Here is a 21,642-nt window from a genome sequence, read left to right on the forward strand (position 1 = left end):
TAAAACCGCGCCCGCTCCCCTTTGCGGGAATTCACAGGACGGCAAAAGAAAAGGCCCGCCGCACCGGAGTGCGAGCGGGCCTTGCGTTCACCGAATGCGACGACGAGCTACTCGGCGGCCTCCACGGCCTCGGTCACCTCGGCGTCGGTCAGCTCCACGCCGGGAGCCTCCTCGGCGGTGCCGGCGGCAGCAGCGTCTTCCATGGCGTCAACGTCGGCCTGAGCCTCGGCACGGGCGGCCTCCTCGGCGGCCTTGGCGGCATAGGCGGCGGCACGCTCGGCCTTAGCGGCGGCCTTGGCCTCGCGCTCGGCCTTCTTGGCGGCCTCGCGCTCGGCGATCTGAGCGGCGCGCTCGGCCTTCTTGGCGGCCTCGCGCTCGGCCACGACGTCCTTAGCGGCGCCGAAGCGGTCGGCGAAGCGCTGGACGCGTCCACCGGTGTCGATGAGCTTCTGGGTGCCGGTGTAGAACGGATGGCAGGCGTTGCAGATGTCGATCTTCAGCTCGGGCTTGGTGGAGCGGGTGGTGAAGGTGTTGCCGCAGCTGCACTTCACGACGCAGTCCACGTACTCCGGATGAATACCTTGCTTCATTGGGTTCTCCTAACTTCCTTGGTTTCCGACCAAGGGGCCGAATGCGGCTTGGTTTCCGACCAAGCCCTGAGACAAGCTTGTCTATATTAGCATCGTTTTCCCCGAATGCAAGAAAAAAGACCCGCGCAACACGGGTCTTTCTCATTTCGCTCCGTGAGCGGGCGTTTAGATCTCGGTCACCCACAGGCCGTGGAGGTTGCAGTGCTCGTAGACCTTGAGCGGCGTCTCGCCCTCGGCGATGACGAACTCGGCGTGGGGCGCCTCGCCCGGGGCGAGCGGGTGAATCTGGTAGCCCTTGTCGGTCACCAGGCAGATGAACTGGATCCAGTGCTCCTCCAGCATGGGATGATCCACCGAGCCGACGTTCACGACGACCTTGTTGCCCTCGACCTCGACGGCGGGCACGTGCTTCTCCAGGGCGGCGTCCTGGGAGCCGGCGACCAGCTCAACCATCTTCTCGCCGCAGCACACCAGCGGCACGCCCGCGTCGAAGACCTTAACGGCAATGTTGCCGCAATGCATGCACTTGTAGAATTTCACGTCCATGTTCTACCTCATATCTCTTGTAGCTGCTCGTTACAAAGAGCCGCAGACGCGCTGTCCGCAGCCTTGAAATATTGTACTGGAAGGAGTGCCACCCCGATTTCCGCAACGCCGGGTGACACCACGTCGTTACAAGAAAACCCGATGGAGCGCCTAAGCCGCATCGCCAGGGACAGACGGCGGCTGAATCTCCTGCGGTCCGGCCTGGGGATGCCGCGTCCTCGCCGCATAGATGAGCAGCGCGATGCCGGCCACGATGAGTGGCGCCGAGAGCACTTGGCCCATGGTGAGCCAGCCGCCCCACAGGTATCCCAGTTGCACGTCGGGCTCGCGCACGAACTCGATGAGGAAGCGGAAGATGCCGTAGAGCACCAGAAATGCGCCGAGGAAGGTGCCCTGGGGCCTCGGCGGGTACTTGCGCGAGAGCGCGAACAGGACGCAGAAGATGACGAGCCCCTCCAGCACCGCCTCGTAGAGCTGGCTGGGATGCCGCGGCATCATGCCGGCCGCGCCGCCGAACACCACGCCGAGCGGCCCGTCGGTGGGCGCGCCCCACAGCTCGCCGTTCACGAAGTTGGCGCAGCGGCCGAAGAACAGGCCAATCGGCGCCGCAATGGATCCCAAGTCGGCCAACGTGAGAAACGGGATGCGCGTCATACGGGCAGCTACGGCGCCGCCGATAAGCAGCCCCACGAGACCGCCATGGAAGCTCATGCCCCCCTGGTTGAACGCGAGTATCTCCAGCGGATGGGACAGGTAGTAGCCGTCGCCGTAGAACAGCACGTATCCGATGCGCGCACCCAGCACCACGCCGACGATGGCGCAGACCATGAGCGTGAGCAGGTTGTCCTCGCTCATGCCGAGCTTCCAGCGCTTCGCCACGAAGTAGATGATGGCGGCGGCGCAGACGAACCCGAGCACGTAGGCCAGGCCGTACCAGCGCACCACCAGAGGCCCCAGCGAGAAGGCGATGGGGTCGAGCCCCTGATAAATTTCGTTCAGCATTACGATGTTCCCTCATGGGCGCCCATACCAGCACCCAGCTCGATAGCGGCAAATACAACTTCCTCCCGCAACTCGGGCGGAATGGTCAGAAGCGCCGAGATGCGGGCGGCGCAATGGGGGCAGGTCAGCGTGAACAGCGCCAGGTCGGAGCGCAGGGCCATGAGCGACTCGTAGGATCGCACATCGACGTCATCGGCCCCGCAGGCCGGACAGGTCACCTTCGCTTTCACCGCTCTCACCGCCTTCGCTCGCGCTTGAACCTTTACCGAACCGCATTGTAGCAGAGCCCCTCGACAATCACGCAAAAGCAAGCCCTCTCACCCAACCGCCTTCTCGTTCTTTGCAAAAAGTCGAGAGAAAATGGTCACAAAATCGAGTTCTGGGTTCGGCTGAACCCTAAAGAAGGAAGCGGTTGCGGCCGCTGAACTTGTCGCGCGTGCGGGTCTCCGGATCGATATCCGGCCCGTTCACAAGGAAATGCTCGCAGAAGCGGCACACCTGCTTGACCGCCGCGTCGTAATCGCGATTCGGGTTTAGAAGCACCCCGAAGTCCTCGCACACCACATGGGTCGGTCGATGGCACGCCGCGTAATGGCAGTCTGCCGGGCACGGCTCCCCCGGCACGTTGTGCGGACAGCGCCCCTGCATCTCGTCATCGCACCCGCGACGGCTCCAGCACCCTTCCATACACCAGCCTCTCTCGCAAAAAAGCGGGCCCGCCAGAGCCCGCTCATCTTCCAGATCTGCTGCCGCCTACATCGCCGGCACCACGGAGGTAACGCCGGGCACGCGCTCCTTCAGGATGCGCTCGACGCCATTGGCGAGCGTCATCTGGGACATGGGGCAGCCCTTGCAGGCGCCCTGCAGCTCCACCGTGACGACGCCGTCGTCGGACACGTCCACCAGCTGCACGTCGCCGCCGTCGGCCTGCAGGCTCGGGCGGATCAGCTCCAGCACCGCGGCCACATCGGACTTCTCAACCATGAGTCACTCCTATCGTGAGAGGTTTTCTTATATCGGCCAGCATCATAACACAGAGGGCGCCTAGCCGATCCAGTCGGTGCCGATGATCACCAAAACGTTGGTGTCGAAGGTGTAGAAGTCGCCGCCGTTCACCACCCGCCCCGCAGACAGGTCGCTCACGATGGCCTTGGCGGCGATTTCGAAGGCCTCGTCCTTGTAGATGACGAGCGTCTCGGGGTACACCGTGCCGTCGTCCACGTTGCCGACGGATTTCACGTCGTAGCCCGCCGAGGTCAGAAGCTCGCCGCAGCGGGCCGCCGCTCCCTGAATGCCGCTGCCGTTGCGCACCTCCACGGTGACGAGGCTGCGATCGACATTGGCAAGGTTGCCCTCGAAGCTCTCTGGCGAGTTGCCCGCATTCACCGCCTCCATCATCGCGGCGAGATCCTCGTCGGACACCTCGTAGGTTTCCTCGCCCTCGTCGGAAGTCGTAAGGCGCCCGGGAACCACGGCAGCATACACCGTCGCTTCCGTGAGGGGGCTGAGAGCATCGCCCAAGGAAATGAGCTGGCCGCTCGTCCAGTCCGTGGAGACGAAGGGCGCGCCGTCGGCTATCACGCTCGGGAAGGAAAGGCCCTCGCCCGAGGTGGCGCGCTCGGCCAGATTCACCGTGAACAGGGCCCGCATCTTCGCCTGCGTTCCCATTGCATCGCTGTAGTTGGCCGCCCTCAGAAGCGTGAGCGCCTGGGCGCCGTCGAGCGTCTGGGCTCCGGCGGCCAGCACATGGATACCGGCCCGGGGGTCGTCCACCTCCTCGGACAGCTCCACGGGCACGCCCCCCACCAGATCGACCAGGGAGGCGAGGCCCTCGGCATCGGTGGACGCGAAGTGGGCGAACTGAACCCCGAGCAGCGACCCGGCGGCCCGGAGAAGCTCTGCGTCGCCGCCCACCGACGCGGCGTCGCGCAGGGCGTGGCGCTCGCCGTCGGAAAGCTCCACGGACACCGAGGGCGGCAGCGAGATGAACGTAAGCGTGCGGGCGCCCTCGTCGATGCGCACGGCGAGGTAGGCCTCGTCAGACGCGGAGGGAGCCGCCGTGTTCTTGGCGAGATCGGCGGCGAGCAGCGCGTAATAGGGCGCGCCCTCCTCGGGAGCCGCCAGCGCCTCTTTGGCGTTCGAGTCGCCCAAGGACAGCTGAGAATCGGACCAGGCGAAGAACGCCGCCGTGCCCGCCACAACGGCCACCACTACTACGAGCAGGGCAACCGCCCCGAAGAAGATCATCTTGCGGCGGCGCCCCTTGGCCTGAATCTCCTCGGCGTAGCTGCGCCGGGCGCGGCGCCGAGCGTAATCGGAGTCGCTCTCGCCGCTCGTGGCGCCCACGTCCACCTGGTCCACCATGCCGCGGTCGGCTCGGCGGCTGCGGCGTCCGTCGGAGAAGTCGACGCGGGCCGGACGGTCGGCGCCGGCAGCGTGCCGCCCCCGAGCGGAGGAGCCGCGCTCCACATGGGAGCCAATCATGGAATCGTTCACGCGTCGGGAGACGCGACGGGTCTGGGAGGCCGAAGGGGCCTTTTTGCCATGCAGTGCCATGGACGCCCCTAGCGGAGAGAATCCGCGGACACGCGACGGATGTCGGCGCCGAGGGAGGCCAGCTTGCCCACGTAGTCCTCATAGCCGCGGTCGATGTGCTCGAGGTGATGCACACTCGTCTCGCCGTCGGCCACGATACCCGCGAGCACGAGGGCCGCGCCCGCCCGCAGATCGGTGGAGGACACGGGCGCCCCCTCCAAATGATCGACGCCGCGCACGATGGCGTGGTGGTCGTCCAACGTCACGTCGGCCCCCATGCGCATGAGCTCGGCGGCGAACATGAAGCGGTTCTCGAAGACGTTCTCCGTGATGACCGACACGTCATCGGCCAGGGCCGCCAGCAGCATGAACTGAGCTTGGAGATCGGTGGGAAACCCGGGGTGCGGCAGCGTCTGGATGTCCACGGAGGACAGGGGCTCCTCGCGGCGCACGGTGATCCAATCGTCGCCGGTTTCCACATCGCAGCCCATGGCCCGAAGCTTCATGATGGCCATGCGCAAAAAGGCGGGGTCGATGCCGTGCACGGTGAGAGGGCCTCCGGTAAGCGCGCCGCCGGCGAGGAAGGTGCCCGCCTCGATGCGGTCCCCCACCGTCGTATGCTCGCAGGGGTGGAGCGTCGAGAGCGGCACGCCCTCGATCTCGATGAGCGAGGTGCCGGCGCCGGCCACGCGCGCGCCCATGGCGTTGAGCATGTTCGCCAGATCCTCGATCTCGGGCTCGCAGGCGGCGTTCTCGATGGCCGTGTGACCCTCGGCGGTCACGGCGGCCATGAGCATGTTCTCCGTGGCGCCCACCGAGGGGAACTCGAGGTACACGTGGGTGCCGCGCAGGCCGTTCGGCGTCGTGGCGGCCAGAACGCCGTGATCCACATCGAACGCAACGCCCAGGGCCTCCAAGCCCACCAGGTGCATGTCGATCTTGCGGGCGCCAATCTGGCAGCCGCCGGGCATGGCCACCCGCGCCTCGCCGAAACGCCCGATGAGCGGCCCCAGCACCGAGATGGAGGCGCGCATCTTCGAGACGAGCTCGTAGGGCGTCTCGCAGCTGTCGACGTCGGCAGTGTTTATGCGCAGGGTATGCCCCTCGCGCACCACGGTGGCGCCCAGACGCGCGAGCACCTCGCTCATAAGTTCGATATCGGAAATGAGCGGCACGTTGTGCAGGATCGTCTCCCCCTGTCCCAGAATGGACGCGGCCATGAGCTTCAAGGCCGAGTTCTTGGCGCCGGAGACGCGCACGTCGCCTTTGAGGGTATGGTTTCCCCGAACGATGATGACTTCCTGGTTCATTTCTAGTCCTTTTGCCGGAACGCCCGAGCGCCCCGCGTCATGCAAGTATTCACAAGTGCCCCTATTATAGAAAAAAGCCCGCGCACCCGCGCGGGCTTTCCTCCTTTTGGAAATAAATCCATCCAGTTGCGGCTACTCGCCCAGAGCGAAGCGCACGAAACCGGTGATGGCGATCTTCCCGCCCATCTCCTTGGCGCACTCATCGGCGTACTGGGCCACCGTGAGGTCGGGGTTCTTCACGAAGTCCTGCTCGGCGAGGCAGTTCTCCTTGTAGAACTTGTCCATGCGGCCGAGCGCGATCTTCTCCTGGATGGCCTCGGGCTTGCCGGACTCGGCGGCCTGGGCCTTGTAGATCTCCATCTCGTGGGCGGCCACGTCGGCGGGCACGTCCTCGCGGGTGGCGGACACGGGGTTCAGAGCGGCCACCTGCATGGCGATGTCGCGGCCGCACTTCTGGAAGGCGTCGGAGGCCGGATCGATGCCCTCGACGTTGAAGGTCACCAGAACGCCGATCTTGCCGCCGCCGTGGATGTAGGCGGACACGGCCTGGGCGTCCACCACGGCCACGCGGGCCAGCTGCGTGTTCTCGCCCATCACATGGATGCAGTCGGTGACCACGTCCTCGACGGTCTCGCCATCGATGACGGCGGCCTTGAGAGCCTCCACGTCGGCCGGCTTGGCGGCGAGCGCCGCCTTGGCGATCTTCTCGGCGTAGGCCTTGAACTTCTCGTTCATGCCCACGAAGTCGGTCTCGCAGTTCAGCTCGACCACGGCGCCGGTGGTGCACGCATCGTTCACGATGGCCATGACGGTGCCCTCGTTGGTGGCGCGCCCGGCCTTCTTGGCCACGGCGGCGAGACCGCGGGTGCGCAGCACGTCGACGGCCTTCTCCATATCGCCCTCGGCCTCGGCCAGGGCCTTCTTGCACTCCATCATGCCCGCGCCGGTCATCTCGCGGAGCTCCTTCACCATGGAAGCGGTGATGTTAGCCATGAATTCCTCCTTTGGGGAATGAGTATCTTACTGAGTCGGTTACTCGGCGTCAGCGACCACGTCGGCAACGACCTCGGCGCCAGCGCCCTCGGCCACGTCGGCGGCGGCCTCGACGGCCACCTCGGCCACGGCGTCGGCGGCAGCGGCCTCGCCGGCCATCTCGGCGGCGGTCACATCGGCACCGGTGCCGGCGATGACGGCGTCGGCCATGAAGTCGGCGAGCAGGCGCACGGAGCGGATGGCGTCGTCGTTGGCCGGAATGCCGTAATCGACGTCATCCGGATCGCAGTTGGTGTCGAGCGTGCCCACCACGGGGATGTTCAGACGATGAGCCTCGTGCAGGGCGATGCCCTCGCGGTTGGTGTCGATCACGAAGATAGCGTCGGGCACCTTCTTCATGTTGCGGATGCCGTTGAGGTTGGTCTGCAGCTTCGCGAGCTCCTTGTGCAGCAGGATCTGCTCCTTCTTGGGAAGCAGCGCCATGCGGCCGTCGGCATCCATGGCCTCCAGCTCCTCCATGCGCTTCACGCGGGTGCGGATGGTGGCGAAGTTGGTGAGCATACCGCCGAGCCAGCGGGCGTTCACATAGGGCATGCCGCAGCGGTTGGCGGCCTCGGAGACGGCCTCCTGGGCCTGCTTCTTGGTGCCCACGAACAGCACGGTGCCGCCCTTGCGGGTGAGGTTGCTCACGAAGGTGTAGGCGGCATCGAGCCCGTAGAGGGTCTGCTTGAGGTCGATGATGTAGATATCGCCGCGATTGCCGAAGATGTACGGCTTCATCTTCGGGTTCCAGCGGCGGGTCTGATGCCCGAAGTGCGCACCGGCATCGAGCAGCGTGGTAATGCTGACTTTCGTCATGATCACTCCATTCGTTAGTCCTCTGCCCGAGGTCATCCCGCCCCTTCGCAGCCTTTTCCGGTGGCCACTCGCGAAGTTCGGTCGCCCGAGCATGTGTGATAGTTGCCGCTGCCCATCGCACGCCTGCGAAGACAGCCTGTCTAAAATAGCACAATCCCCCGCCAATGCAAGGGATTGCGCAAAGAAAGTACGCGCAATTCAACCCAGTCGCCGGGTGTCCCCGCGCGCAGCAAGAAAATCCTCAGCCGATCAGCGAAGTCCCTCTATGCTGCGCTGCTTCAAGGATGCGAGCAGTGCCGCCCGCTCTCCCGCAGCCGCGAGGCGTCCGCGATGCAGGCTGCGCCCCAAGGCGCGGGCGATCTGCCCCGCCAGCTCATCCAGCGCCGCAAGCGATGACAAATGCTCCGCCGTCGCCGTGAGCACCGTCACCGACTGGGATTCCAGCTGATTGCGCCTGAGCGCGTCGCGGCGCAACTTCTCCTTTTCCGCATGAAAGGCATCGCTGTCGTATTCCACCGCTATCTTAGCTTCGGGCCAAAATAGATCGGCCACGCGCACCCGCCCCGTCTCCGCATCGAGAGGCAGCACGCGATTCATCTGCGGCTTGGGAAGCCCGTAACCACCGGCTGTCTTCGGAAGGCACAGCATGAGCGCCAACGCGGTCTCCATGGGAGAGGCGGAGCCGTCGACAGCGTAGCGCACCGCACGGGCCATGGCTCGGCCCGCTTTCGAGCTAGCCGATTGCGCGCTAAACCACCCCATGGCGCGAAGACACGAGACCGGAACTGGTCGGTTGCTGCGCGCGCATTCCTGCACTTCTACCCGACTGAGCAATCCGTCCTCGTTGCGACTCAGCTGAGGCACTTCGGCGAGATCGTAGTAATAGGTGGAGCACAGCTCGCAAATCAGCTCGGCGAGCTTCGGCATCGGAAGCTTGAGGGCCAGTTGGAGCACCGCCAGTTCGGGGCCGGCTATCAGCAGCCCTTCCCCAGGGCCGCGAACGAAGGAGCCCTCCGCAGGCGCGGTGCTGCTCAGGCAGCATGTCAAATCAGCCGCCGACAGACGCGACGCCTTGTTGGGCACCATCACACGGATTGGCGCGTCCACCATTCCGGCACCCTGTTCGAGCACCCTCTCGATCACAGGTTTCGACGGCTTGAACGCCATACCGGATTCCGCAGCTTCTGCGTACGCCAGAGCTTCCTCGTATACAACCCCCAGCCGATCGCTCGCCAGCCACCATGCACGCTCTTCAGTGTCGGGATTCCCCAGCGGAGGACGCAGTTTGGGAATCCGATTTCCCATCTCCAAGCTAACAGTTTCCCCGAAGAACAAACCATAAAAGCGATCGCATGTCCAGCATTGCGCCGCCGTAAGACCCTCGACAATCGTAGCCATTCCTCTCCCCTTTCGCAACGAAGCCCAGCCGCGCTTCTTAGCCCGCAACAACCGGCATGTAGCACCGGGGCACGATCTCCCGTCGGCAGCACCGGGCCACGACTTCCCGTCGGCAGCACCGGGCCACGATTTCCCGTCGGCAGCGCCCGACACGCAACAATGGGCCATAATCTCCTGTCAGCAACATCCCTGTCAGCAACATCCCTGTCAGCAACATCCCTGTCAGCAACATCCCTGCCAGCAACATCCCTGCCAGCAACATCCCTGCCAGCAACATCCCTGCCAGCAACATCCGACACGCAACAACGGCCACGACCCCCGATTCGACACATTGGACCCGCAGTACCGGGAGCTCATCGCGGAGCCGAATTTGGAAAATGTGCCAATTTGGTCACTTTCAGCGCGGTCATCAATTTCGCCTTTCAGAAAAACACATTTTCCAACTTCTGCTGACCAAAATATCACATTTTCCAAATCTGCCAAATGCGCATCATATATTGCCTTGTTCAATCACCTTGTTGAACTGGTATTATTCCATACCTCTATCTTGACTAGCTCAATCGCGCAACAAAAATACTTGGAAAATGTGCTTTTTTGATCGCCGGGAATCGTGGCACGGCATCCTCGACCGTCCCAACCGCACAACAATCCCGAAACCAAAGCAAACGGGAGCTTGCCGCAAACCGAAGCTCTGGCTTGAACGGAGCCCTGGTTTGCTCACCCGATCTGCTCGCGCTCCCCCATGCTCACCCGATCTGCTCGCGCTCCCGCATGCTCACCCGATCCGCCCATGCCCGGCCTTCGCGTTCTCACTTGCGCGCTCCCGTTCGCACGGCCAGCGCGCCAGATGAAAAAGAGCCCGCGCAAAAGCGGGCTCTCAAGGATCATTGCTCTGGCAAGATAGCCTTACTTGTACTGGCTCTCGTGCTTGCGGAAGAAATCGAAGCGCGGAGGGAGCTCGTGGATGCGATGGGCGCCGGCATCGATCTCAATGGCCGGGCACAGCTCGTCGTTGGAATCGAAGTCGTAGTTCCAGCTGAAGAAGTCACCGAAGTCGAAGCTCAGGTAGTCGCAGATCTTCTCGCAACCGACCGGCACAATGGGATGCATGAGCAGCGTCGCCATGCGCAGCAGGTAGAACGAGTCCACCAGTACCTGGCGCCGCGCATCCGCATCCTCGGACGCCTCGGCGGCCTTGATGCCATCGGCCCACCACTTGTTCGACCAGCGGATGAACTCGTCGCACACCGACATCACGCGGTGCAGCTCCACCTTGTGCATGCGCTCCTCGTAGTCGAGCAGCGCCTCGAAGGCGCGACGGCGCACCTCGGGCGTCACTGTCCCTAAGGGCATGCAGCCGTCGAAATTCTTCTGCGCCTCGTAGAAGCAGCTGCGGGCGAGGCGGTTGAACACGTTGGTGAGCAGCGCCCCCTCCTTGAGCACCGGATCGGCGTAGCGCGGATCGTCGCGCTTGGCCGGATCCGGATCGAAGGGCTTGGGGGAAAAGCCGACGGATTTCTGGTCGAGCCCGAGCGCCAGGAAGTGGGCGCGCAGCTGCTCGGGCGTGTAGTGCTCCAGCAGCTCCTCGCCCGTGGGCGGCTTCACCGCGCCCGACGAGGAGGCCTTCTTCTTGCCGAACAGCATATGGTGGTTCGCCACGAGCGTGGTCTGGCGCATCTGCGAATCGGGGCCCTCGGCGAACAGACCGCCCGGGCGCAAAGCCTCCCACAGCGCCGGCTGGGCCACACCGTAGAAGTACAGGTTGTCCTGGCCGATGAACTGGTAGACCCGCGCGTCGTCGGAGCACCAGAAGTCGCGCCAGCTCGTGCGCGGCATCCCCTGCTCGTCGTTGATCGTGATGGTGAACGAGATGGGCGCCCACAGCGATTCGGGCCAGCACCACACCGTGAGCCCCTCCACGCCGTCGATGACGGGAGCGCGCACGCCCCACTCGATGTTGCCGGTGATGCGGAAGGGCACGAGCGTCTTCGAGGTGCGGAAGCGCAGGCCGGCCGCAGCCAGCGCGTCGCGGGCGGCGTCGCGCTCGCCGATGGAGGCGAACTCTATCTCGAAGGATTGCTTGTTGCCCTCGGCGGGACGGAACTCGTGGGGCGGCAGCTCGGCGGCCATGGCCTCGTACTCTTCCAAGTGCTCGTTCTTCACGAAGATCACGGGCGGGGCCAGAAACTCGGCGATGGCCTTGGTCACCACCGGGCGCACCTCGTCGTCGGCCTCAAGCTCGCGCACGTAGCCCTTCAGGAAGTCCTCGAACCCGGGCAGGTCGAAGTACCAGTTCTCCACGGGGCGCATCTCGGGGACGGTGCCCGTGAGCGTGGACACCGGGGCGATGAGGTCCACCGGCGCGTACTGATGCCCCAGATCGCACTCGTCGGCATAGGCGTGCTCCGACTTGCAGCCCTGCACGGGGCAGTGGCCCTGCACCTGGCGACCGTTCAGGAAGGTGCCGGCCTCGGCGTCGTAGAACTGCAGGGTGGAGTCCAGCTTCAAGTGGCCGCTCTCGTGCAGGCGCTCGATGAACTGATCGGAGATCATCTGGTGCACGTCGCCCGCGTGCCCGATGCCGCTGCCCTCGTAGATGTCCAGACTCACCTGGAAGGCCTCAAGGGTCGCCTTCTGGCGCTCGTGGTTGGCGAGCACGTAGTCGGCGATGGAGCCCTCGAACTCGCCGGCCTCCTTAAGCTTGCGGTAGCCCTCGTTGATGGGGCTGCCGAAGCAGTCGGTACCGGAGACGAAACGGACGTTCTCGGCGCCGATGCGGTCGCGCAGAAAGCGCGCGAAGGCGTCGGCGGGCACGAACACGCCGCCGATGTGGCCGAAGTGCAAGGGCTTGTTCCCGTAGGGCATGCCCGCCGTCACCACGGCGCGGGCGGGCCACTCGACCCGCTCTCTGCTATTCAAGTCCGACACGATTCTCCAACTCCTTCAGTGTCCCGGAAACGTCCAGCGAATCTTCGGTGCCCATGATATCCAGAAGGCGCGACAAATCGCTCGTGGACGACTGCAGATACACGGTATCAGCATCGGCAATACCGGCCAGCTCGCAGGCCTTGGCCACGGCGGTCTCAAGCGTTCCCAGCTCGTCGGCCAGTCCGTTTTCCACGGCGTCCATGCCGGTGAACGTAAGGCCCGTGGCCAGCGCGCGCACGTCTTCCACCGGCATGTCGCGGCCCTCGGCGACGAAGTTGATGAACACCTCGTTGATCTGATCGACCTGATCCTGGTACCAGGCGCGCTCCTCCTCGGTGAGCGGGCGGTTGCCGGCGCCGGAGTCCTTGGCATCGGCCGAGGTGATGTTCTCGACGGAGATGCCCAGCTTCTCGTAGAGCCCCGACAGGTCGGTCACCGACATGATGACACCGATGGAGCCGATGGAGGTCGTCTTGTCAGTGAAGATGTAGTCGGCCTGGGACGAGATCATGTAGGCGGCACTCGCGTTGATGGAGGCGCTCGAGACCACCACGGGCTTGGAGAAGTCGCGGATGTAGGTGCTCATCTCCTCGCCGGCCGTGGCCACGCCGCCGCCGGAGTTCACGCGCAGCACGACCGCCTTGATGTGCGGGTTCTGCTCGGCGGCGTCCAGCTGGCTTTTAAGTCCCTCGGGGCTTGAGGTGGTGCCGTCGTACTGGATGGTGCCGCTGATGTTGATGATGCCCACAGTGTCTCCGGTAACCGTGTCGGCCCAGGAGGGCGACTCGTAGGAGAAGGCCCCCATGGAACTGGTGAACACCGAGGTGCACGACCCGATGGTGGCCACCCCCAAGATGAGCACCGTCAGCACGGCGGCCAGACCGACGATCCAGCCGCGGCGCTTGGGCTGCTGGGCCGGCACCGCATAGGCGGCAGCCGGCTGGGCCTGGGCCTGGGCCGCATAGGCACCTTGCGGCTGGCCCGCATAGGACGGGCGCGGCTGGGGGGCTCCGTAGCCGTAGGGATTCGCTTGCGGCTGCGGCTGCGAGGTCGCCCGAGGGGCAGCTCCCGGGGCCGCGGGCTGGGAAGCGGCCGGCTGCGCTGGGGCAGCCGGCCCTTGCCCCGCCGACGGGCCGCCCGAGGACGGGGCGCCCCCAAGCGGTGCGCCCCAGGCGGCGTTCTGCCATTGGTTCTGATCGCTCATAATGCTTCTTTCGTCGGGCCGGATTCGCCGGGCCTACAGTTCCATGCCATCGTCCGCACGACCCTGCTGAGCCTGCATCTTCTTCGCCATGCGCAGCAGGAACTCCTGGTTGGAATTGGTCTGCTTCAGCGACTTGATGAGCATGTCCATGGCGCGCTCGGTGGAGTTCGTGTTGGCCAGAATGCGGCGCACGCCCCAGATGAGCGGGGCCTCCTGCGGATCCATGAGCAGCTCCTCCTTGCGCGTGCCCGAGGAGATGGGGTCGATGGCCGGGAAGATGCGGCGATCGGCCAGGTAGCGGTCGAGCTTCAGCTCCATGTTGCCGGTGCCCTTGAACTCCTCGAAGATCACCTCGTCCATCTTCGACCCGGTCTCGATGAGGGCCGAGGCGAGGATGGTGAGCGAGCCGCCGTTCTCGATGTTGCGGGCGGCGCCGAGGAAGCGCTTGGGCGGATAGAGGGCCGTGGAATCGACGCCGCCGGAGAGGATGCGGCCGCTCGCGGGCTGCGCCAGGTTGTAGGCGCGGGCCAAACGCGTGATGGAGTCCAGCAGGATGACGACGTCCTTCCCCTGCTCGACCAGGCGCTTGGCGCGCTCGATGACGAGCTCGGCTACCTGGATGTGGTTCTCGGAGGGCATGTCGAAGGTGGAGGAGACCACCTCCCCGCGGATGGAGCGCTCCATGTCGGTCGCCTCTTCGGGACGCTCGTCGATGCCCAGGTACATGAGGTGCACGTCCGGGTTGTTCGCCGTGATAGCGGCGGCGATGTCCTTGAGCACGGTGGTCTTGCCGGCCTTGGGCGGCGACACGATGAGGCCGCGCTGGCCCTTGCCGATGGGAGCCGTCAGATCGATGACGCGGGCCGTGGTGGTGTTCTTCCCGTGCTCCATGAGCAGGCGCTCGTCGGGGAACACCGGCGTGAGGTCGGCGAACTTCGGCCGTAAGGCCATGATCTCGGGGGCCATGCCGTTGACGGCCGACACCTTCTGCAGGGCCGCGAACTTGTCGTTGGGGCGCGCCGGGCGCGTCGTGCCCGTGACCATGTCGCCCTTGCGCAGGCCGTTCTTGCGGATGGTGGCGAGCCCCACGTAGATGTCGTTCTCGCCGGACAGGTAGCCGGAGGTGCGCAGGAAGCCGTAGCCGTCGCCCATGATGTCCAGCACGCCGGTGACCTCGGTGAAGCCCTCGGCCTTGCAGACGGCCTCGTAGATGGCGTCCACCAGCTCGGCCTTCTTGAGCCCGGCGGCGTCCACCCCCGCCTCGGCGGCGCGGGCGCGCAGGTCGGCCACCTTGAGCTCTGTCAGCTCCTCCTTGGAGACGGAGGGCTGAGGCTCCCGGTTGCGATTCTCGTGGCGGTTCTTCTTGTTCTTCTTGCCGCCCTGGCTGTTCTGGGCGTTCTGCTTGTTCTGGCCGTTCTTGCCTTGGCCCTGGCCGTTCTGGTTCTGGCCACTTTGGTTCTGGCGGCGCTCCTCGCGGTCGCGGCGGCGGATCACCGTCGTGGTGGTGCGCTCGCGGCGAGGGGCCTCCTTGGACTCGGGAGCATCGGCGGGCGCGGGCGCCTCGGACTTGCCGGCGCCCGCTGCGGACGCCTCGGCGCCCTCGGGCTCCTTGGCCTGCGGGGCCTTCTCCTCCGCGTCGGCCGCAGGCTCGGATGCCGCCTTGCGAGTGCGGGCGCGACGCGGCTTGGGAGCCTCTTCGGAAGTCTCGGAAGTCGCAGGTGCTGCGTCGGTCGCGGCAGCCGTCCCCTCCTCCGCCGCCGGCTCGGGCGTCTTGCGGGCGCGGGTGCGGCGCGGCTTCGGCGCCTCCTCGGCCGTCAGCGCCTCGGTGGCTGCGGGAGATGCGGCCTCTTCGGCGGGCTTGGCCGCAGCACGGCGGCGCGTCGTCTTCTTGGCCGGAGCGGCTGGCGCCTCGGCACCCTCGGCAGCCAGTGCCGATGCCGGGGCCTCTTCCGCCTTCTTGCGCGAACGGCCGCGCTTCGGCTTCTCGGGGGTCGCCTCCGGGGCGGCCACTTCCGTCGTCATCGTCTCTTGGGTATCGCTCATGCGTTCTGCACTTTCTCCCAGTCCTTGAGGAACGACTCAAGGCCGCGGTCGGTCAGTGGATGCTGCACGCATTTCTTCAGAATGCCGAAGGGAACCGTGGCGATGTCGGCCCCCATGAGAGCGGCCTGGGTCACATGGTTGGCGCTGCGGATGGAGGCGGCGATGATCTCGATCTGCTCGCCGTTTACGGTGTCCTCGGAGAAGTCGTAGTTGCCGATGGCGCGCACGACGTCGTCCAGCTGCGCCAGGCCGTCCTCGGAGATGTCGTCGAAGCGGCCCACGAACGGCGAGATGTAGCGGGCGCCGGCGCGGGCGGCCAAAATGGCCTGGGGCACGGTGAAGCACAGCGTCATGTTCACCGGAATGCCCTCGTCGGCCAAAGCGCGCGTGGCGGCCAGGCCCTCCACCATGGTGGGGATCTTCACGACGACGTTGGGGGCAATGGCGGCGAGCTCCCGTCCGTCGCGGACGATCTCGTCGCGGGTCATGGCCACCGACTCGGCGGACACCGGGCAATCCGGCCCCACGATGTCGCAGATGCGCTTGATGTGCGCGTGGAAATCGTCGAGCTTCCCGCCGATGCGCGAGTACAGCGTCGGGTTGGTGGTCACGCCGGCCAACGCGCCCCAGCTGGCCGCCTCTTCGATTTCGGCGAGGTCGGCCGTGTCCAGAAAGAACTTCACGTTCATCCTCCTTCTTGAGGTTTACAGGCAAAGGAATGGGAATGGCGCTCGAATCGACCGCGGTAAAGCGCACTGCGAACCCGAACCGTGAGAACGTTGAAAATGGGCGATACGGGACTATGGGAAGGAAGTGGGGCGCCATTGCGCCCAAGATTCAGAGCTGGAACCATAGTAGCGCAACCGACCGCACCGCACAAGAAAAAGCACAGACTGCCCGCGACTCAACTCGGAGGAGAGCCCATCGGCGTTCCGACGGCATTCCAGCTCGCTCAAGCCGCCCCCGCTCACTCCTCTTCTTTGCGAAACTCCAAGTAATCGAGGAAGCGGCGGGTGGCCAGGGGAAGGTGGCCGGCGCTGCGATAGGCCACGCCGATGGTGCGGAAGACCGGATCGGACAAGGGCAGCGTGACCACGTTTTGGGACAGGCCCCGCAGCATAAGGCGCGACAGCACGCTCACGCCCATGCCGTACTCCACCATGGAGAGAATGGCCCGATCGTCCCACGAGGTGAGACGCGTGGTAGGGCGCACGCCCCATCGGATGAGGAACTCCAGAAGCTCGTCGTCGGACTCCGATGCCGGCGAGAGCAGCGGAAATTCCGCAAGACGCTCCACGGGAAACACCCCCGCGCCCGCCAGCTCGTGGTCGCGCGGAAGCACGGCCAGAAACTCGTCCTCCTCCAAGGCGCGCGCGAGGAGCCGCGCGTCCGTGCGCAGCGGGAGCAGCACGAAGCCGCAGTCCACGGTGCCGTCGGCGATCCACTCCTCGATCTCGGTGTAGTCTCCTACGCGCAGCTTGTAGTCGATACCCGGGTAATCGGCGCTGAAGCGCTTGATGATGCGCGGAATCCAATGGGCGGCCACGCTCGGGAACACACCGATGCGGATGAGGCCGGTCTCAAGTCCCCGCACCTCGTCCACAGTGGCTTCCAAGGCGCGGAAGCTCTCGCAGAGGGCGCGGGCCTCGGGCAGAAGCCGTGCGCCATCGCCGGTCAGCACCACCCCCCGGCGGCTCCGCTCGAACAGCGCCACGCCCCAGTCGCGCTCCAAATCGGAGACCATGTGGCTTATGCCCGACTGGGAATAGGCCAGCGTCTCGGCCGCCTTGGTGAAGCTGCCGGCATCGGCCACCTCCACGAAGGCCTGGTACTTCTGGATGTTGGCGTCCACGGCTCCCCTCTCCTCGTTGCTTCGTGCCTCATTGCCTCATGTTATGAGAATTTCTCATGTGAACTATGAAATAGTTTCGCTTTTCAGGGGATTTGTCAAGCGCCATAATGCAGCTGCATCAAAAGGAAGAAGGCGGCGCGCTGAGCCTGCGAGTCCCGCGCCCTGCACCGAGAAGGAGAGGCTTGCCATGCGCACGAAGATCGCATCGATGAAGTACCTTCTGTGCTTCATCGCAGCCGTCATGATGTTCGGATCGTCGGGCATCGTCGCCAGCACGCTGCCGCTGTCGGCCTTCGAGGTCTGTCTTATGCGCCTCATAATAGGCGCGCTGTTCATGGGCCTCATCTTCGTCGTCACCCGCCAGCGATTGCCCCGGCACATCGGCCGTCGCCAGTACCTGTTCGTGGCCCTCTCCGGCGCCTGCCTGGGCCTTGCCATGATGACCATTTTCACTGCCTACCGCCTGCTTGGCGTGGGCCTCGGCGCCGTTCTGGCCGCCACGGCCCCGGTCATCACCATGGCGCTGTCCCCCCTTCTGTTCAAGGAGCGCCTGCGGCTTCCCGTGGTGGTCGGGTTCGCCATTGTGGTCGGCGGTCTGCTTTTGCTGAATGCGTCCGCCCTGGAGGGCACGCTGTCGGTTCCCGGCATCCTCATGGGACTCGCCGCGGCCGCCAGCACCGCTGGCATGGTCATCTTCAACAAGCTCGCCCGCGACATCACCGGCATCCCCTGCACCACCATCCAACTTGCCACGGCGGTGGCGGTGGCCCTCGCCGTGGCCGCGGCTGGCGAGGGCTTCGCCTTCATCGGCCGTATTCCCTTGAGCTCTTGGCCCACCGTCATTGCCCTGGGCGCCGTGTTCACCGCCCTGGCCTACTTCCTCTACTACCGGGCCATCGACCAGCTGCCCATGCAGACCGTGTCGGTGTGCGCCTACGCCGAGCCGCTCACGGCCGTGGTGCTGGGGGCGCTCGTGCTCGGCGAGGTGATGACGCCCGTGCAGCTCGCCGGCGCCTGCTGCATCATCGGCGGCGCACTGCTCGGCGAGGCGCGCGCGAAACTGCCGGCCGCCCAGCGACGCCGGATGCGCCGCGCCTACGTGCGCCTCGTGCGCGCCCAGCGCCGCGTCCTGCACCACGCGGCCTAGACCTCGCCCGGCACCGCCCCGCGCCCCCGCGACACTCCGCGACATGAATCGGGCGTGGCAGCCTCTCGCCAAGCTGCCACGCCCTGCGACACAGACGGAAAATCGGCGGCCACCTGTCAAAAAAGCACATTTTCCAAGCTCGGACTGAGCTTGGCTCATAGGACAAGCAAATGGGTACCGAGAAACACCAGGTCAGAGACTTTTGCATTTGCAACTTTCTCGAACCTTGATCTTCCGATTTGGAATATGTGAAAAAGTGGACTCATTTAGTTGGAAAATGTGCTTTTTTGTTCTCATGATTTTTGGCAGCAGCCGTTTCTGACCAAAAAATCACCTTTTCCAACTTCTGGGCATCGATTTCTGGAATCATCCAGCTAAAACATCTCTCGCACCTTCACTCGGCGAGCACAAAGCACGAGCAACCAGCTACTCTTCCAACATCGAGCGGTAGAAGCAGGTTCGCTCCCCCGTGTGGCAGGCGGGACCGGCCGGATGCACCAGCGCGAGCAGGGTATCGGCGTCGCAGTCGTAGCGCAGATCGACCAGCTTCTGGGTGTTGCCGCTGGTGGCGCCCTTGTGCCACAGCTCGCGCCGGCTACGGCTCCAGAACACGGTTTCGCCGCGCTCCAGCGTGAGCGCCAGCGACTCGGCGCTCATCCACGCCATCATGAGCACCTCGCCCGTATCGGCGTCCTGAACGATGCAGGGGACGAGCCCCGCCTCGTTGTACTTCAGCTCGGGAAGATTCACCTCTCCTCCTTAGGGTAGCGTGACGAGCATGACCTTGATGTCGGCCTTGCGGAAGGCCGGACGCATGTACTCCGGATCGCACAGCTCGGGCAGCACCTGCTGCAGCGCGAGGAAGATATCGGCGGAAGGCGCGCGCGAGGCGTCCTCCAGCGCGTAAATCGTGCGCTCCGAGATCTTCATGCCCGTCTTCTCCTCCACCGCATCGGTGAGCTTCTTGCCCCGCGAGTACCCGTTGGCCAGCCGCGCCGCCTTCAGCAACGTCCCGTAGGCCTCCCAGTCGATAACGCTGTTCTCCTTAGCCATTCAAATCTCCTATTGCACTATAGTTCGTAACCTGCTAAAGTGATAGTTGCATTATAGTACATGACATTGCAAAGACATACCATATATGATATAAAGGAGCAGAAATGTTCGAGATCGAGTTCTATCGCACCAGAGAGGGCTCTTGCCCTATGGAAGCCTTTCTCGATTCACTCGACCAGAGAATGGCGATCAAGGCCCTCCAGGAACTGACGCTTCTGTCGGAGAAAGGCACCGATTTGAGAGAGCCCCATTCCAAGTCGCTCGGCGAGGGCTTGTTCGAGTTGCGCATCAAAATCGGTTCGAACATTTCACGATGCTTCTACTTCTTTCGAAGAGGCCGGAAGATCATCGTCACCAACGGTTTCGTGAAGAAGTCGCAGCGAACCCCGCTGAGAGAACTCAAGCGAGCGCGACTTTTCAAAAAAGATTGGGAGGAACGCTATGGCGACTAATGATGTTCAGCGCTACATCGAGCAGCGGAGCCAGCGCGACGAAGCATTCGCCCAAGCCTGGGAGGACGCCAAGCCTGAGTACGAAATCATGAAGCTCATTGTCGAAGGACGCCAAAGCTGTGGCCTCAGCCAACAAGAAGTAGCTGACCGCTGCGGCATGAAACAATCCAACATAAGTCGGCTCGAGAACGGAAACGGCAACCCCACTATTTCGACGTTGCAAAAACTCGCTCACTGCTTCGGGAAGAAGCTCGAGATTCGGTTCGTTTAAGCCGAGCCGTCCGCTTATTTCAATGCTCTGTACGTGATGCGAACGAGAGCGCTCGTCGGTTCCCATTCTCCTTTCTCGAATCGAGAATCAGCACTAACGGTTACCCTAAACGGTTACCCGCGCTACGCTCCCTTTCTTCAGCTCAAATCAATCTTGTCATGTCGTATATATCATGATATTCTCTTTGCTCATATAACTAGTAGCATAACGTAATATATGCGTGTACTTATTCGTGCATACAGATTATGTTAAGGAGGATCTTCTATGGGGTTGCCGATTAACCGTTCAGCTGGAGCGATTGCAGGTGTTTCGCTATTGGGACTACTCTTGAGCATATCGCTCATCGCATGCTCTTCCACCAAAGAGCATGCGATGGAGGAAAATGAGCTTCCAGCAACTTCTAGTATCGACCAAGCTGAGTCTCTCCCCATAGGAGACAACGGACAAACTACCACAGTTGAATTATACGGCATCAATGTACCAATAGGCGAAGATTGGCAGAACGATGGTGACAGAGGAACCGACGGCTTGTGGTATGCCTCTGGATACAGCTCAAATGCGCAAGTTTGCGTTCAAGAGAACTCGATGGATAATATGCCAATAGAAGAATGCGAACTGTCTTTGGAAGAGTTCTGCGACGGAATACTCGCGGAATACACGAATCCAGAAGTAAACATCAGTCAAAACATCTGCTCCATTCAGGGTATTAGTTGCAGGATCGCTTCTGCCTCTAATGCAAACATTAATGGAGATTTATACAACTTATGCATTCTCGTATTGCCCAGTGAGAACAAAATCGTTTCCCTGTTTTATGCGATAGATGCAGCAACTGGAACAGAAGGCTGCTGGTATCTTGAGAGCCTTGCTCGCCAAACCACATACACTAAAGATGAATTGACTATTATTCAGAACGCAATGCAAGAACGGCGAGAGGAAGAAGAGGCGAAAGCGAAAACGGAGGCAGAGGAGAAGGCCGCTCGCGAAGCGCTTGCCAACGCTATCCATCCCGCCGGCACGTATAAGGTGGGGGAAGACATACCGGCAGGCGAGTACAAGCTGGAATCCTCCGGCAAAGGAGGGTATTACTGTGTGTACCCAGATACAAGCAAATCCGAGATTCTTGAAAACGACAATTTCTCCAGTGTAAACTATATAAATCTGGAAGATGGTCAGTGCATCGAGCTATCACGTTGTTCCATGGTCGAAATCGCTTATGCCACACCAACAAGCACACCGAGCGGAGACGGGATGTACAAAATCGGATTCGACATCCCCGCTGGAGAGTACAAGCTTTCCGCAACCGACGATCGCGGATATTACTGCATCTACGACAATTCCTCTGTCACCCGCGATATTCAGGAGAATGACAATTTTGAGGGAACGACATATTGCACCGTAAGCAACAGCCAGTATCTCGTCGTCAGCAGAGCAGAAATCATACTTTAGATAAATAAAGTAAT

The 21,642-nt window shown here is 63.3% G+C and carries 22 protein-coding genes; 4 read left to right on the top strand and 18 right to left on the bottom strand.

All coding sequences use genetic code 11. The features are described from left to right. Positions 1-107: 107 nt before the first annotated feature. The 16 genes from rpmE to AEQU_RS06755 form a co-directional block, all read right to left on the bottom strand. Positions 108-590: a 50S ribosomal protein L31 gene (rpmE, locus tag AEQU_RS06680; protein ID WP_022740170.1), complete on the bottom strand. Its 483-nt coding sequence runs from the start codon at positions 588-590 to the stop codon at positions 108-110. 165 nt (positions 591-755) lie between these two features. Next, positions 756-1,136, bottom strand: coding sequence for a desulfoferrodoxin family protein (locus AEQU_RS06685; protein ID WP_022740171.1), 381 nt, complete (start codon positions 1,134-1,136; stop codon positions 756-758). 150 nt (positions 1,137-1,286) lie between these two features. Next, entirely contained in the window at positions 1,287-2,138 is an 852-nt protein-coding gene (lgt, locus tag AEQU_RS06690) for a prolipoprotein diacylglyceryl transferase (RefSeq protein ID WP_022740172.1), read from the bottom strand. Beyond that, positions 2,138-2,368: a CpXC domain-containing protein gene (locus tag AEQU_RS06695; RefSeq protein ID WP_022740173.1), complete on the bottom strand. Its 231-nt coding sequence runs from the start codon at positions 2,366-2,368 to the stop codon at positions 2,138-2,140. Before AEQU_RS06695 ends, lgt begins: the two co-directional genes overlap by 1 nt. Positions 2,369-2,534: 166 nt before the next feature. After that, positions 2,535-2,825 (bottom strand): hypothetical protein, encoded by a 291-nt coding sequence (locus AEQU_RS06700; RefSeq protein ID WP_041714575.1) that lies wholly within the window; start codon positions 2,823-2,825, stop codon positions 2,535-2,537. Positions 2,826-2,891: 66 nt separating this feature from the next. Continuing rightward, positions 2,892-3,122: a NifU family protein gene (locus AEQU_RS06705; protein WP_022740175.1), complete on the bottom strand. Its 231-nt coding sequence runs from the start codon at positions 3,120-3,122 to the stop codon at positions 2,892-2,894. 60 nt (positions 3,123-3,182) lie between these two features. Continuing rightward, a complete protein-coding gene (locus AEQU_RS06710) occupies positions 3,183-4,694 on the bottom strand; it encodes an LCP family protein (protein ID WP_022740176.1) in 1,512 nt (503 codons plus the stop codon). Positions 4,695-4,702: 8 nt separating this feature from the next. After that, positions 4,703-5,983: a UDP-N-acetylglucosamine 1-carboxyvinyltransferase gene (gene murA, locus AEQU_RS06715; RefSeq protein WP_022740177.1), complete on the bottom strand. Its 1,281-nt coding sequence runs from the start codon at positions 5,981-5,983 to the stop codon at positions 4,703-4,705. Positions 5,984-6,115: 132 nt separating this feature from the next. Next, on the bottom strand, positions 6,116-6,976 hold the full coding sequence (tsf, locus tag AEQU_RS06720; protein WP_022740178.1) for a translation elongation factor Ts: 861 nt from the start codon (positions 6,974-6,976) through the stop codon (positions 6,116-6,118). Between the two features lie 39 nt (positions 6,977-7,015). Then, positions 7,016-7,834 (bottom strand): 30S ribosomal protein S2, encoded by an 819-nt coding sequence (gene rpsB, locus AEQU_RS06725; protein WP_022740179.1) that lies wholly within the window; start codon positions 7,832-7,834, stop codon positions 7,016-7,018. A 249-nt stretch (positions 7,835-8,083) separates the two neighbouring features. Beyond that, on the bottom strand, positions 8,084-9,232 hold the full coding sequence (locus AEQU_RS06730; RefSeq protein ID WP_041714578.1) for a PDDEXK family nuclease: 1,149 nt from the start codon (positions 9,230-9,232) through the stop codon (positions 8,084-8,086). Between the two features lie 906 nt (positions 9,233-10,138). Next, the gene (locus tag AEQU_RS06735) at positions 10,139-12,160 is read right to left on the bottom strand and encodes a class I tRNA ligase family protein (RefSeq protein WP_022740182.1); all 2,022 of its coding nucleotides are present in this window, start codon (positions 12,158-12,160) and stop codon (positions 10,139-10,141) included. After that, positions 12,144-13,364, bottom strand: coding sequence for a signal peptide peptidase SppA (gene sppA / locus AEQU_RS06740; protein WP_022740183.1), 1,221 nt, complete (start codon positions 13,362-13,364; stop codon positions 12,144-12,146). The genes AEQU_RS06735 and sppA overlap by 17 nt, the downstream gene beginning before the upstream one ends. Positions 13,365-13,397: 33 nt before the next feature. Next, positions 13,398-15,407 carry a transcription termination factor Rho gene (rho, locus tag AEQU_RS12300; protein WP_022740184.1) on the bottom strand — a complete coding sequence of 670 codons (2,010 nt, stop codon included), beginning with the start codon at positions 15,405-15,407 and terminating at the stop codon, positions 13,398-13,400. Further along, complete coding sequence (locus AEQU_RS06750) at positions 15,404-16,090, bottom strand: transaldolase family protein (RefSeq protein WP_022740185.1); 687 nt, start codon at positions 16,088-16,090, stop codon at positions 15,404-15,406. Before AEQU_RS06750 ends, rho begins: the two co-directional genes overlap by 4 nt. 284 nt (positions 16,091-16,374) lie before the next feature. Beyond that, on the bottom strand, positions 16,375-17,259 hold the full coding sequence (locus AEQU_RS06755) for a LysR family transcriptional regulator (protein ID WP_022740186.1): 885 nt from the start codon (positions 17,257-17,259) through the stop codon (positions 16,375-16,377). 187 nt (positions 17,260-17,446) lie between these two features. Here AEQU_RS06755 and AEQU_RS12495 point away from each other — a divergent pair, with 187 nt between their 5' ends. Then, the gene (locus AEQU_RS12495) at positions 17,447-18,406 is read left to right on the top strand and encodes a DMT family transporter (protein ID WP_022740187.1); all 960 of its coding nucleotides are present in this window, start codon (positions 17,447-17,449) and stop codon (positions 18,404-18,406) included. A 426-nt stretch (positions 18,407-18,832) separates the two neighbouring features. Here AEQU_RS12495 and hisI read toward each other — a convergent pair whose 3' ends face one another. Both hisI and AEQU_RS06770 read right to left on the bottom strand, forming a co-directional pair. After that, positions 18,833-19,156, bottom strand: a complete 324-nt coding sequence (hisI, locus tag AEQU_RS06765; protein WP_022740188.1) for a phosphoribosyl-AMP cyclohydrolase — start codon at positions 19,154-19,156, stop codon at positions 18,833-18,835. Between the two features lie 9 nt (positions 19,157-19,165). After that, complete coding sequence (locus tag AEQU_RS06770) at positions 19,166-19,459, bottom strand: helix-turn-helix domain-containing protein (RefSeq protein WP_022740189.1); 294 nt, start codon at positions 19,457-19,459, stop codon at positions 19,166-19,168. A gap of 104 nt (positions 19,460-19,563) precedes the next feature. Between AEQU_RS06770 and AEQU_RS06775 the strand changes: the two genes are divergently transcribed. From AEQU_RS06775 to AEQU_RS06785, 3 genes are all read left to right on the top strand, one after another. Beyond that, positions 19,564-19,911 carry a type II toxin-antitoxin system RelE/ParE family toxin gene (locus tag AEQU_RS06775; RefSeq protein WP_022740190.1) on the top strand — a complete coding sequence of 116 codons (348 nt, stop codon included), beginning with the start codon at positions 19,564-19,566 and terminating at the stop codon, positions 19,909-19,911. After that, positions 19,901-20,182 carry a helix-turn-helix domain-containing protein gene (locus tag AEQU_RS12915; protein WP_022740191.1) on the top strand — a complete coding sequence of 94 codons (282 nt, stop codon included), beginning with the start codon at positions 19,901-19,903 and terminating at the stop codon, positions 20,180-20,182. The genes AEQU_RS06775 and AEQU_RS12915 overlap by 11 nt, the downstream gene beginning before the upstream one ends. 264 nt (positions 20,183-20,446) lie before the next feature. After that, positions 20,447-21,628, top strand: a complete 1,182-nt coding sequence (locus AEQU_RS06785; protein WP_144079477.1) for an Rv1352/Rv1906c domain-containing protein — start codon at positions 20,447-20,449, stop codon at positions 21,626-21,628. Positions 21,629-21,642: the final 14 nt, after the last annotated feature.

This window comes from Adlercreutzia equolifaciens DSM 19450 (assembly GCF_000478885.1).
Lineage (GTDB): Bacteria > Actinomycetota > Coriobacteriia > Coriobacteriales > Eggerthellaceae > Adlercreutzia > Adlercreutzia equolifaciens.